Raw genomic sequence first — 12141 nt, forward strand, 5'->3', positions numbered from 1 at the left:
GATGCCGATTACACGCCGAATCTTCCTGAAGAACAGCGCCCTTGCGCTCGTCTCCACCGCCGTGGTGCCGGCGTTCCTCACCCGCGCTGTTTACGCCGACGCGCTTCCGCCGGGCAAGAAGCGCCTCGTCGTCATCTTTCAGCGCGGCGCGGCCGACGGCCTCAACATCGTGGTGCCGCATGGCGAGTCGAACTACTACGCCATGCGCCCGAGCATCAATATTCCTCAGCACGACGTGATTGACCTCGATGGGCTCTTCGGCCTGCATCCTTCGCTGGCGTCGTTCAAGCCGATCTGGGACGCCAAGCATTTCGCCATCGTTCACGCTGCCGGCTCGCCCGATCCCACGCGCTCGCACTTCGACGCGCAGGACTTCATGGAATCCGGCACGCCGGGCTACAAGGGCACGGAAGACGGTTGGCTGAATCGTGCGTTGCACACCAACGATCCGCACATGAAAGACGAGCACTTCCGCGCCGTCGCGCTTGGCCCTTCCCTGCCGCGTATTCTCGCCGGACACGAGACCGCGATCGCGGTGAACAACGTGAAGCAGTTTGGTGTCGCGGGCAACAATCCGAACGCCGCTCCGGTTGCGAACAGCTTCGAATCCATGTACGCGACCTCTGCCGACACCGTGCTTCATGGCACCGGGCAGGAAACCTTTGACGCCGTGAAGATGTTGAAAGACGCCGATCCCTCGAAGTATCAGCCCTCAGCGGGCGCTAATTATCCGCGCGGACGCTTTGGCGATGCGCTCAAACAAACCGCGCAGCTGATCAAAGCGAACCTCGGCGTGCAGGTTGCGTTCACCGATATCGGCGGCTGGGACCATCACGTGAACGAAGGCTCAACCCAGGGCCAGATCGCCAATGTGCTGCGCGAATTCGGCCAATCGATCTCGGCGTTCTGGACCGACCTTGGCGATCTTCAGGAAGAGACGGTCGTCGTGACCATGAGCGAGTTCGGCCGCACCGCGCGCGAGAACGGCAATCGCGGTACCGACCACGGCCACGCGAATGTAATGTTCGTGCTCGGCGGCCCAGTGCGCGGTGGACGCGTGTACGGCCAGTGGCCTGGGTTAGCGGCGCATCAACTCTACGAGGGCCGCGACCTCGCGCTCACCACCGACTTCCGGCGCGTCCTGGGAGAGGCCGTGTATACGCACCTCGGCAACCGCGACTTGAACACGGTGTTTCCGAATTATCAGAATTCGCCGAAGGGCTTTTTAGGATTGCTCGGCTAGCGCGCTGGCGCCAGTTCCGCCTGCTGCCGCAACGGCACACGCCGCAGCCAGATGATCGTGCCGGCGATCACCATCGCGATGGCGATACCTTGGGTTTGGGTCAGCCAGGTGCCGAAGAGCACACCGCGTCCCTCATCTCCGCGCACGAACTCAAGGAAGAAGCGCGCCACGCCGTAGATGAACATATACGCGCCCACCACTTGTCCTTCGAAGCGCTTGCGTTTCAATAGCCACATGAGAAACGCAAAGTTCAGCAGTTCGACGATCATCTCGTAAAGCTGCGTCGGGTGGATGTGCACGTTCAGCGGCGTACCGCTGAGGTCATGTGCCAGCGGATTCTTAAACACCACGCCCCACGGCAGGGTGGTCTCCTTGCCAAAGCAGCATCCGGCGGAGAAGCAGCCCAGGCGCCCGAAGGCGTGCCCGAGCGCGAGCCCCGGCGCAAACACATCGGCGGTGCGCAAGCCCGGCATGTGGTTCACGCGCATGTACCAGGCGCCACAAATGACGGCGAGCACCACGCCACCCGAAAATACGCCGCCGGCCTGCAACGTCGAAAGACTGAATAACTCCTGCGGGTTCTTGAAGCGGTCCCATTCCGTGATGAACATCAGCAACTTCGCGCCGACGATTCCGGCGAAAACGAAGATGATGGCGAGGTTCCAGACCTTGTCGGGATCCATGCCCTGTTGCTTGGCAAGCTTTTGGATAAGAAGGATCGCCAGCACCACGCCGAGCGAGACGAGGAATCCGTAGGTAGGGAGCGAAAAATTGCCGATGTGAACTAATTGAGGGAACACGTCTTTATTTTAGACGGTCGAATAGGAAGATTCGGTGCAGAAACCGAATCCGTACAAAAACAACAATGCCGACCCGCTTAGCCGTGCGCAATGGGCCGTCAATGAACCCGTTCGTTACGGTGGGCACCCTCCGAGATCCTTTAGGCTTCTCCGCAGGGCGGAGCATGCACACCAGATCTATGTCGAGGCGGGCACCCTGTTCATTGAATTATCGGTTCAAAAAACGGTTGCCATCCGTCACCAACTTTGCAGGCCGGCGAACTGTGAATTCGATGCTAGCTGGCACTCTCGCGATTCGCAAGTCAACCGACAAAATTCATGGAACTTGGCTTGCTCTGATCTGAGCTAGTGAAGACTAAAGCGCGAAGGCCGTCCGCAAGCGCGACATCGCATAAAACATATGCGCTTGTCCCCACGCTACGTAAGCCATGCGCTGGGTGCCGGTTGCATATTTGCGATACGCAAAGCTGTTGTCGGGATTGCGCATGTTCTGCAACGTCCATTGCAGGATGCTGATCGCCCGATCTGGGGCATCAATGTCGTCTTTCATCATTGCCGAAAAGTGCTCAATCGCCTGCGAGCACGCGCGCACGTCCACCGGATACAGCCGATGCACAAACATCTTCGGCTTGCCATCAGTCTCGAAGAACACTCGCTTAAACGCTTCGTTGCCGTTGAAAATCGTGTCGTCGAAGTTGCGATCTCCAGAGTAGAAGCGGTAATCGTTCATCGCGATCACGTTGTACGACGTATGGATCGCATTGATGTTGCGCTTCTCTTCTCCTAGCCCGTAGTACCACATGCCGGTAGCGAGTTGGGCGTTGCGCAGGAAATTCATCGCCCGCACTGCGAGTTCGAGATACTCGTCATTGCGGTTCCACTGCCAAAGGCGCGCCAGGAAGCTGCCGACCAGCGCGCTCTTGTGAAATATCTTTTCCTGGTCGTCAGGCGAAGTGCTGAAGCACATCTCGTCCGACTCATCCACCGAGCGATTCAGCCGCGTGATGAAGTACCGCCCCACCGACTCCGCCACGGCAACCGCCGACTCATCGCGTACCTTTTCGGCGAGCGTCATCATCGCCGATCCGCACAGATACGAGACGAATGTATCCGGCTTAAACACGGGCGCATTCAGATCGCGCGCAAAACGATCATCGTACTCATCGCCCCAGCAATATTCTTTTTCACTGGGATGCCTCAACCGCAGCAGTTCGCCGCGCAGCACGATGATCGTCGGCAACACCCCGGGGTCGAACGGATAGAGTTCCGCGCAGGCACCCAGCGCCAGCGCCAGCGTCGTCGGCGTGTACGACAGTGGCACGCTCAGAAACTTTCGCGCGCGCCGTCCGCTGTGCTCACTGAGATAGTCGATGAGGTGAGAAATGCCAGGCTGTTTGAAAAACGGCTTCTGGAACGACGGTGCCGAGCGCAGGTCGCTGGGCTCATAGCCTTGGTAATAATGGTCCCGCAGCCAAACCGCCAGTTCTTCGCACGTCACGCGGACGGTCGGTGCGGCGTCTTCAAACGCTCGACGCAGAGCCGTTGAGATGGCGCTGGACACAATGCCCCCGTGGTCCCCAGATGTTCAGCCGTGTTGAGGGGTGATGCGGGCGGATTATAACAACCAGAGCGCGATTTGACAGTCAATTTCGTACCACGACTGCATCGTGCTACCCCGAATGTGTACGCGCGCGGTTTCAGCGCCCCTGGCTGGGATCCGCGCTGGTTGCCGTATTCAAGTCCACGTGGGTCTTTGTTTCAACCGGCAATTCCGGCGGATAGCAGTTGCCATCTGCGTTGTAGTTCTTCGGACACGCCTTGGCCTCGCCGCGCCTTGGCGACTGCGCATACTGCCAAATCTCCGCGTACGGGATGCCGCTCTTTGCCGGCGATGGTGGGTTCTTGGGGAAATAACACCCCCGCGACGGCGAGCATGCATCGTTGTACGCCCAGATAGCGATCTTCCTTCCCTGCGCATGGTCATGGATGTCCTTCGCCGTCACCACGCCTTCGGCCGCCATTCCTGAGCAATACACGCCCGCTTTGAATCCCGCCGCGATCACTGCGTCGAACCACGCATGAAGGTAGGCCTGCTGTTCCTCCAGCATTCGCCCGCCCTGCTCCTGGTCGATAAAGATGATTGCCCCTGCCCGGAAGCCCTCGGCATTCGCCCGCGCCGCCGCGTCCCGACCGTCCTTTTGACCGATCTGCGCCGGGTTTTTACCCTTAAGTTCGTTGTAAAGCCGACCGTTGTAGAGAACCGCGAAGCCAAATCCGGCAGCTTTCATCATTTCCCGTTTGCCTGCCCAGGTATTGCGGTTCGCCCCCGGCGGATTATTCAGCCAATAGCCGGTCCACTCGAAGGTCTTGTGCAGGGCAGGCAGCAGATCGTCGCCGGGATAGACATTCCGATCGAAGCCGAGGTGGTACGGCTGGGACTCTTGGGCAACGGCTAACCCGCTGATTCCGAAAAAGATGGCAAGCAGAACTGATACAATAATCTTGGTTTTGCGCATGACGGGCTGAGTGCGGCTTCCAAGAGGATTGCGAAGCAGCGCATCTTCCGTCATAATAACGGTTTGCCCCCGGTTGCGTCTGGATTTCCAGGCTCTCGCCAGTGGTAGATGTTCCTGCGGCGCGTTCCGTGCCGATTGTGAACCCAAAATCCCCTGCACAAGGGAAGGCCAGAACAGGCGCATGCGCTCCTGTTGGGACCAGTTGTGCGACCTGTGGATCTCAAATCCGCGGGAAACCTAAGGAGAAGCACCCGTGTTGATGATTCGTCTCTCGCGCCGTGGCGCGCGTAAGCAACCCCATTACCGCATTGTCGTTATCGAGAAGGACCGCGCCCGCGATGGCCGCTCCGTTGAGGTGGTTGGCACCTACAACCCGCGCACGAACCCCGGTTCCATCGAACTGAAGCGTGAGCGCGTGGAATACTGGGTCAGCAAAGGCGCCCAGATGAGCGATCGCGTGAAGAAGCTGTGGGACAAAACTCCTGCCGCTCCGGCCAGCGTAGCGTAACGACTCCGTTCGTGCAGATTGGTCGATTCACTCTGCCGAACACGCAGATTAATCGATTCGCTCTGCCGAACACGCTTGTGAAAGTAAGGTTTGTATCAGGGCACGACTTTAGTCGTGCCGAAACAGCCGGGCAAGATTCGGGGCTTTAGCCCCTGCGGTAATCGAGGACAACCGTGACAACTGCTGCCAAAGGTGATCCCAAGGTTCTGATCGAGTACCTTGCCAAGGCGCTCGTTGAATCCCAGGGCGAAGTTTTCGTAGACGTCGAGCAGGAAGGCGAAACGACCTATGTGAACCTCGAGGTCGCCGAAAGCGACATGGGGCGCATCATCGGCCGCCAGGGACGCACGGCCAAGTCGCTGCGCGCGATCTTGAATGCCGCCGGTGTGCGGCACAAGACGCATTATGAGCTCGACATCCTCGACTAATACGGACGACTTCATCACCATAGCCCGGATCCAAAAGACCCAGGGCCGGGTTGGCGAAGTCTTCTCGGAGTTGTTCACCGACTTCCCCGAGTTGTTCGAGCAGCGGCATCACCTGTACGTGTTGCCGGAAAAAGGTGAACGTCGCGAACTGGAACTGGAAGATCACTGGTTCCACAAGGGCGGGGTAGTTTTAAAGTTTCAGGGAATCGAAACTATCGACGACGCAGAAAAACTGCTTCGCAGCGAGGTTCAGATTCCCAGGCAAGATCGGGCCCAGTTGGAAGAAGGCGCTACCTATGTGAGCGACCTTGTGGGCTGCGAGCTCTTTGAGATTCATGGTTCGGAAGCGCGAAAGGTCGGCGTTGTAGCAGACGTCGATTTCAGCGCCGGCGAAGCGCCGCTGCTTGTCGTCAAAGGGGATCGCGAACATCTCATCCCCTACGTCGAGAGCTTCTTGAAGTCGACAGACTTCAAAGCCAAGCGCATCGAGATGGTGTTGCCGCAAGGCATGCTCGAACTCGATGCCCCGCTCTCGAAAGCCGAGAAGGAGCGCCAGAAGTCCGAGGCCGACGAGACCCGTGAGGCAGGCGAAAGGCGGAAACGATGAAGATCGATCTGATCACCATCTTTCCCGAGTTCTTTCGCGGGCCACTCGATCACGGCATTGTGAGCCGCGCCCAGAAAGCGGGGCTGGTGGAGATCACCATCCGCGACTTGCGCGAGTTCACGCATGACCGTCATCGCACGGTGGACGATCGTCCCTTCGGCGGTGGTGAAGGCATGGTGCTGAAGCCGGAGCCGATCTTCGAGTGCCTCGAAGCGATGGAAATTCCGCCGCGTGGCAATCGCGAGAACGTGCAAGTGCTGGTGCTCTCGCCGCAAGGCCGCTTGTTCGATCAGACGATGGCGTTGGAGCTGAGCAAGCTCGATCGCCTGGTGCTGATCAACGGCCGCTACGAAGGAGTGGATGAGCGCGTCTCCGAGGTCCTCGCCGATGGCGAAATCTCCGTAGGCGACTTCGTGTTGAGCGGCGGTGAACTCGGCTCAGCAATCATCGTGGACGCCGTCACGCGGTTGCTGCCCGGAGCTTTGGGCAATGCCGATTCGGCGCGGCAGGAGTCGTTCACGGCGGTGGCGAAGGAGATCAGCGAAGGCCCGGATTCAACGTGCGCTTCCGGCGGATTGCTCGATTATCCGCACTACACACGTCCGGCAGAGTTTCGCGGCTACGTTGTGCCGCAGGTGCTGCAAGACGGGAACCATGCTGAGATTCAGCGCTGGCGTCGTCGCCGTGCGCTGGAGAAGACATTCAAGAACCGTCCCGACCTGTTGGAAGGGGCGGAGTTGAGCAAGGAAGATCAGAAGTACCTCGCACAATTGCGAGCAGGCAAAGATTAGATTCAGAAGGAAGAGATCATGTCGAATTCACAAGTCATTGAGAAGTTGTTGGCGAAAGCGAAGCGCACGGACCTCCCAAGTTTTGCGCCGGGAGACACCGTCCGCGTGCACGTAAAGATTAAGGAAGGCGATAAAGAGCGCCTCCAGGCATTTGAAGGTGTGGTTATCGGCAAGAGCAATGGCCTCCAGCCGAGCTTCACCGTCCGCAAGATCAGCTTCGGCCAGGGTGTCGAGCGTATCTTCCCCACCAATTCGAAGGTCATCGACAAGATTGAAGTGCTGCGTTCGGCCAAAGTCCGCCGCGCAAAGCTTTATTACCTGCGCGCACTCAGAGGCAAGGCCGCTCGTTTGAAGGAAGCCGAGTAGTTTCGATTCTGCGGGTGCCCCACCCTTCCCCGCAGGGGAGGGTGGGAGCGCCATTGCGCGATCAACTGATCCAGGTGTAGTGCTCGTCCACAATGACCCACCGTCCGTCCCGCATCTCCATCAGGACGTAACGCCCGCCACCGCACAATCCGCAGAAGTGGTCGACGTAGAAGATCGCCTGCGTGCGTTCCCGATTGAACCCCACCCCAGAAAGCACAACATATCCCATGGCGTCCGCATGCTGCGCCATAAACACACGCGATTCGACTTGCTCTTTTCGCGCGAGCACAACGATTGCTCTTTTAGGCAAATGGATTTGCGCTCTTATCCGACAACGAAATCGATTGCGCACCCAGAAGCTCAGCTTGGTTGAACTGGAGACCTCCCTGAAGGGAATCGGACGATCGAACGGAAGGAGCCACGACCATCTCATAGGATTGCCTCCGGCGGTCTGATCCTGAACCACCACTTCTATCCGATCAGTCGACCAGTCGTGCGTGTCTTCATCTAAGCCTTGGGAAAGGTAAGCTGAATAGACATCGGATTCGTCCTGGTCGTTGCGGTAGCTCTCTACCAAAGCGAGAAGGATGGTGCCCACAAACGCCACTACGAAACAACCCGCGATGAGGATCGCGGTACGTCGAACTCGGGCCTTCCGATTTGGGTTGGAACCCATGCAGACATCGACACCGCAAACTGGGCCGGAGTTCCTGAAACTATCCATCGCGTCCAATATGATTGTCTAGTTCGGACCCATTTTCATGGTGCGCCCAAAGAAAAAACCCGTACTCGGCAAAGACGGCAAGCCCCTCTCCGCCGCCGCTGCCAAACTCCGCCTTCTCAAGCGCCTGAAGTGCACCACCAAATACGAAAAGCTCGCCGCTGACTCCGGCGCAAAACTCATCGCCGGCATAGATGAAGTCGGCCGCGGAGCGCTCTTCGGTCCCGTCGTCGCCGCTGCAGTCATACTCGATCCCAACTATCGAATCAAAGGTCTGCGCGACTCCAAGCTTCTCCCGGCGGAAACTCGCGAAATCCTCTCCAAGCGTATTCGCGAGCACTGCATCGCCTGGTCCATCGCGGCCGTGGATGTCGCCCGCATTGATCAACTCAACATTTACTGGGCTTCGAACCTCGCCATGAAGCACGCCGTCCGCGGGTTATCGTGCCAGCCCGATCATCTGCTGATTGACGCGATGAAACTCGACCTCGACTGCGCCCAAACGCCGATCATCCATGGCGACGCGCTCTCCGCCTCCATCGCCGCCGCCTCCATCATCGCCAAGGTCCACCGCGACGCCCTCATCCGCGAATGGGCGCCGATCTTCCCCGAATACGATCTCGCCAGCAACAAAGGCTACAGCGCGCCCAAGCACATCAAGGCGCTGCGCGAGTTCGGCCCATCGCCGCTGCATCGGCAATCGTTCGCGCCGGTGTGGATGGCCTCCGCCCCGCAAGAAGTCCTGGAATTTATGTTGGAAGAGACGGCCGACACCGCCGTCCCACCGGAAGTTCTCGAAGACTAGTACAGATCCACGTTAAATTTCGCCAACCGATCGCCTTCCGCCGTTAACACATGCATCACCAAGCGATCGCTGATCGGCACCTCACCCAAATCGAATGCGACATCGTAGATCCGCTCGTTCGACGGCACATCCACCGGCATACCAATTTGCGTGACCCTCGTTGGCTTCACGAGGCGCGCCTTGAGCGCGTGAAAGACTCGCATCTCGAATTTCAGGCTGCTGATAAATTCTCCAAAAGTACTGTAGTGCGAGTCCACAGGCATTGGCGGATCGATCGGTGCATAGCCACCACGCTCGCTCACACTCACCCGGAAATGCAATTCCCGCGGATAATGTTCCACTGGATTGCCATTCGCCAGTTTTAAAACCCGACGTTGCCCATCTGCGTAGAGCCCTTGCCCGTCGAACTCCCGATTGCTCGTCGAAGCCATAATGTAAAACGTCTCGTGCTCGCCGTGGTGTGAGTATGCGAAGATTTCCGAACCAAGCGGTATCAACGACCGATACACATGCAGAGGTTTCGGCGGCGCGGATGGGGCGGTGGGTTCCGCGGCGTTGCTGCCTGCGAAACACGGCAAACTCAAGACCAGAGGGATTGCGAAAAGGACGAAGGAGCGATTGCAGGCCCGCGACAGGTGTTTCATTGCGCAGCCACTCCGAAGCTGTCCACCAAACGGATGCCGCGTTCGGCATTTTCGTTGGAAACGAATCCTCGGAATCTTGTGAAAGTTCTCTGCATCCAACTTTCGACACTTTGTCGATTTCGGCGGTAGTAGGCGAACTCTATGAAAAGAATGCTCGTCGTGACCGCACACCCCGACGACGAAGTCGGCGGCTTCGGCGGCACCCTGATGAAATATCGCGCCGACGGGGTGGAGACCTCTGTCATCTCCCTCACCGCCGGCGAAGCCGGCACCCACCGCGGCCACGCCAAGTCCGATGCCGATCTCGCCGAGCTCCGTCGCGCCGAGCTCGCCGCCGCCGCCAACATCCTCAAACTCAGCCAGGCTTGGGTGCTCGACTATAAAGACGGCGCACTCGATCGCGAAAATCTCTACCGGGTCGTCGGCGACTTAGTCCGCCGCATCCGCGAACTACGTCCGCAAGTCGTGCTCACGTTCGGTCCCGAAGGCGCCGTCACCGGCCACCCCGACCACTCCATGGCTTCGGCCTTCGCCACGCTCGCTTTCCAGTGGGCTGGCCGTAAAAACCGCTACGCTGACCAACTCTGGGACGGCCTCGAAGTCCATCGTCCGCAAAAACTCTACTACCAGACCACGGCAAGCCTGATCCCCGATCGCCCGCCAATCTCCCCCGCGCCCATCACCTGTGATATCGACATCAGGGAATGGATCGACGAGAAAATCCGGGCCTTCAAACAACACTCCTCACAAGCCCCACTCTTCGACACGTTCGAAGCCTACGCGCGCCTGCGCCTGAAGGAGTCATTTCACCTCGCGGCAACAACATCGCCCCGCAGCATGGAAGTTGAAACGGATTTGTTTACCGGCGTGGAAGAATAGAAAGCCTCTCAAGGTCTGAGGGCCTTCGAAGTAGCGGGCCGATTTGTCGCGGGATCAGAATTCGTGAAAGGGCACGGCTTCAGCCGTGCCGAAAAGGCCGCCCAAAAAGAACGGGGCTTTAGCCCCTGCGGCCCTCGTCCTCAAGAAGGAACCTTAGACTAGGGTCAAGGTTGCGAACTGCTTGAGATAGGCGTAATTTTCCAGCACCCACGTATGGGTGAAGGGAGGTTAAGAATGAAAAGACAAATTCGGATTGGGGCTGAGTGCTTCGATCTCGGCGACCTCGTCCGCTCGACAACGGATGGCGCGGCATGGATCGGAGTCATCGTTTGGATATGCGGTCGATGGTTTACAGTTCGTAAGTTGCAAGGTTCCCGTCTCGCAGACGGATTGAATTGCAAACTGCTTCCCGGCAATTAACGTCACTCATAAAACTCGATAACTCGAATGCAGACCCGCCGCGAGTGGCGGGTTTTCTCTTGCCGAGCGCTTCATTTTTGCCGAATCGCTCGTATTGCCGCCAGCATTTCTCCCCAGCTCATGCCATCTTTGTATAAGGCTCGCACTTCAGACTCTGGAAGCCCCAAAGTATTTCCGTACTTTATCGCGAACCGCATCATCCGTCTTTCGTCATTCGATTCAGCGTCTTCTCGATCCTGAATATCCTGAAAAATTGCGTCCTGAAAATCTTCGTATCCATCTTTGCTCGACATTGCCGATTCTCCACTACCGCTAGCGATGGCCGGACTCCTAGTTCAGGAAATACTGCCGATACAAAGTGTCCCGCTGTTTCGGCATAAATCCCGCATCGCGGATAATCCGTCGCAGCTCTTCTTCGGTCGTACAGTTAGTCACGCCCGCTGACTTGACGACGTTCTCTTCGATCATCACCGAGCCCACGTCGTTACCACCAAAGCGCAGTCCCATCTGGCAGACCTTCAGCCCCTGCGTTACCCAGCTCGACTGCACGTTGAGGAAGTTGGTGAGATACAGCCGCGAGATCGCCAGCGTCTTCAGGTACTCGACAGCCGTCGCCTCATCCCATCCGCGCCCGCCGAGCGCGGTGTTGTGGGGTTGGAACGTCCACGGGATAAACGCGGTGAATCCGCCCGTCTCTTCCTGCAAGCGATAGACGTGATCAAGATGGTTGATGCGGTGCTCGATGGTCTCGCCGACACCGAACATCATCGTCGCGGTAGTGCGCATGCCGAGCTTGTGCGCGGTGCGATGCACCAGGAGCCACTCTTCCGTACCGCACTTCAGGCGCGCGATCTTGTGGCGCACTTCGTCGTCGAGAATTTCCGCGCCGCCGCCGGGAATCGAATCCAGCCCCGCATCGCGCAGCCGCCGTATCGTGTCTTCGACTGAGATATGGCTGTACTCCGCAATCGCCAGAATTTCCGACGCCGAGAAGCAGTGCAGATGTATCTGCGGGAAGCGCTGCTTGATCCCGCTCATCATGCGCTCGAAGTACTCGATCTTCAGATCAGGATGCAGGCCGCCCTGCATCAACACGCCAGTGCCGCCAAGTTCCACCGTCTCCTGGATCTTCGCGTAGATGGTGTCGAAGTCGAGGATGTAGCCCTCTTTCGCCAACTTCCCTTTCAGCGGACGATAAAACGCGCAGAACGTGCAGTACTCGGTGCAGAAATTGGTGTAGTTGATGTTCCGGTCAATAATGTACGTGACCACGCCTTCCGGATGCAGCGTGCGCCGCACCGCGTCGGCTTCCATCCCGATACCAATCAGGTCATCGGAGCGAAACATCTCAAGAGCTTGTTCCCGGCTTAAAGACATATCAGATCACAGCTTCCTGTGATCCATTTTAGCCCA

16 protein-coding genes and 1 other RNA gene are annotated in these 12141 nt (G+C 58.2%); 9 read left to right on the forward strand and 8 right to left on the reverse strand.

Annotation, left to right across the window (positions count from 1 at the left end; genetic code table 11):
* Nucleotide 1 precedes the first annotated feature (1 nt).
* Nucleotides 2-1243, forward strand: a complete 1242-nt coding sequence (locus ACID345_RS14785) for a DUF1501 domain-containing protein (protein WP_011523670.1) — start codon at nucleotides 2-4, stop codon at nucleotides 1241-1243.
* Here ACID345_RS14785 and lgt read toward each other — a convergent pair.
* From lgt to ACID345_RS14800, 4 genes are all read right to left on the reverse strand, one after another.
* Nucleotides 1240-2043, reverse strand: coding sequence for a prolipoprotein diacylglyceryl transferase (gene lgt, locus ACID345_RS14790; RefSeq protein ID WP_011523671.1), 804 nt, complete (start codon nucleotides 2041-2043; stop codon nucleotides 1240-1242). The genes ACID345_RS14785 and lgt overlap by 4 nt on opposite strands.
* A 66-nt stretch (nucleotides 2044-2109) precedes the next feature.
* A non-coding RNA gene (ssrS, locus tag ACID345_RS26365) (6S RNA) lies at nucleotides 2110-2301 on the reverse strand.
* A 97-nt stretch (nucleotides 2302-2398) separates the two neighbouring features.
* On the reverse strand, nucleotides 2399-3604 hold the full coding sequence (locus ACID345_RS14795) for a hypothetical protein (RefSeq protein WP_011523672.1): 1206 nt from the start codon (nucleotides 3602-3604) through the stop codon (nucleotides 2399-2401).
* 136 nt (nucleotides 3605-3740) lie between these two features.
* Nucleotides 3741-4613 (reverse strand): glycoside hydrolase domain-containing protein, encoded by an 873-nt coding sequence (locus ACID345_RS14800; protein ID WP_011523673.1) that lies wholly within the window; start codon nucleotides 4611-4613, stop codon nucleotides 3741-3743.
* 199 nt (nucleotides 4614-4812) lie between these two features.
* Here ACID345_RS14800 and rpsP point away from each other — a divergent pair, with 199 nt between their 5' ends.
* The 5 genes from rpsP (at nucleotide 4813) to rplS (ending at nucleotide 7259) form a co-directional block, all read left to right on the forward strand.
* Nucleotides 4813-5067 carry a 30S ribosomal protein S16 gene (rpsP, locus tag ACID345_RS14805; protein WP_011523674.1) on the forward strand — a complete coding sequence of 85 codons (255 nt, stop codon included), beginning with the start codon at nucleotides 4813-4815 and terminating at the stop codon, nucleotides 5065-5067.
* Between the two features lie 173 nt (nucleotides 5068-5240).
* A complete protein-coding gene (locus ACID345_RS14810; protein ID WP_011523675.1) occupies nucleotides 5241-5495 on the forward strand; it encodes a KH domain-containing protein in 255 nt (84 codons plus the stop codon).
* Nucleotides 5473-6102, forward strand: coding sequence for a ribosome maturation factor RimM (gene rimM, locus ACID345_RS14815; protein ID WP_011523676.1), 630 nt, complete (start codon nucleotides 5473-5475; stop codon nucleotides 6100-6102). Before ACID345_RS14810 ends, rimM begins: the two co-directional genes overlap by 23 nt.
* On the forward strand, nucleotides 6099-6893 hold the full coding sequence (trmD, locus tag ACID345_RS14820; RefSeq protein ID WP_011523677.1) for a tRNA (guanosine(37)-N1)-methyltransferase TrmD: 795 nt from the start codon (nucleotides 6099-6101) through the stop codon (nucleotides 6891-6893). Before rimM ends, trmD begins: the two co-directional genes overlap by 4 nt.
* An 18-nt stretch (nucleotides 6894-6911) precedes the next feature.
* Complete coding sequence (gene rplS, locus ACID345_RS14825) at nucleotides 6912-7259, forward strand: 50S ribosomal protein L19 (protein WP_011523678.1); 348 nt, start codon at nucleotides 6912-6914, stop codon at nucleotides 7257-7259.
* Between the two features lie 61 nt (nucleotides 7260-7320).
* Here rplS and ACID345_RS14830 read toward each other — a convergent pair whose 3' ends face one another.
* On the reverse strand, nucleotides 7321-7857 hold the full coding sequence (locus ACID345_RS14830) for a hypothetical protein (RefSeq protein ID WP_148210126.1): 537 nt from the start codon (nucleotides 7855-7857) through the stop codon (nucleotides 7321-7323).
* Nucleotides 7858-8020: 163 nt separating this feature from the next.
* On the opposite strand from ACID345_RS14830, the gene ACID345_RS14835 reads away from it, so the two are divergent.
* Nucleotides 8021-8785 carry a ribonuclease HII gene (locus ACID345_RS14835; protein ID WP_011523680.1) on the forward strand — a complete coding sequence of 255 codons (765 nt, stop codon included), beginning with the start codon at nucleotides 8021-8023 and terminating at the stop codon, nucleotides 8783-8785.
* Here the strand turns inward: ACID345_RS14835 and ACID345_RS14840 are convergent.
* A complete protein-coding gene (locus tag ACID345_RS14840) occupies nucleotides 8782-9429 on the reverse strand; it encodes a hypothetical protein (protein WP_011523681.1) in 648 nt (215 codons plus the stop codon). The genes ACID345_RS14835 and ACID345_RS14840 overlap by 4 nt on opposite strands.
* A gap of 141 nt (nucleotides 9430-9570) precedes the next feature.
* Here ACID345_RS14840 and ACID345_RS14845 point away from each other — a divergent pair, with 141 nt between their 5' ends.
* Nucleotides 9571-10308 carry a PIG-L deacetylase family protein gene (locus ACID345_RS14845; RefSeq protein ID WP_011523682.1) on the forward strand — a complete coding sequence of 246 codons (738 nt, stop codon included), beginning with the start codon at nucleotides 9571-9573 and terminating at the stop codon, nucleotides 10306-10308.
* 234 nt (nucleotides 10309-10542) lie between these two features.
* A complete protein-coding gene (locus ACID345_RS26665; RefSeq protein WP_148210127.1) occupies nucleotides 10543-10728 on the forward strand; it encodes a hypothetical protein in 186 nt (61 codons plus the stop codon).
* A gap of 71 nt (nucleotides 10729-10799) precedes the next feature.
* Here the strand turns inward: ACID345_RS26665 and ACID345_RS14850 are convergent, their stop codons facing one another.
* Both ACID345_RS14850 and mqnC read right to left on the reverse strand, forming a co-directional pair.
* Nucleotides 10800-11021, reverse strand: a complete 222-nt coding sequence (locus ACID345_RS14850) for a hypothetical protein (protein ID WP_041855747.1) — start codon at nucleotides 11019-11021, stop codon at nucleotides 10800-10802.
* A 37-nt stretch (nucleotides 11022-11058) separates the two neighbouring features.
* A complete protein-coding gene (gene mqnC / locus ACID345_RS14855) occupies nucleotides 11059-12105 on the reverse strand; it encodes a cyclic dehypoxanthinyl futalosine synthase (protein ID WP_011523683.1) in 1047 nt (348 codons plus the stop codon).
* Between the last annotated feature and the right edge of the window lie 36 nt (nucleotides 12106-12141).

The sequence above is a fragment of the Candidatus Koribacter versatilis Ellin345 genome, assembly GCF_000014005.1.
GTDB classification, from domain to species: Bacteria; Acidobacteriota; Terriglobia; order Terriglobales; family Acidobacteriaceae; genus Korobacter; species Korobacter versatilis_A.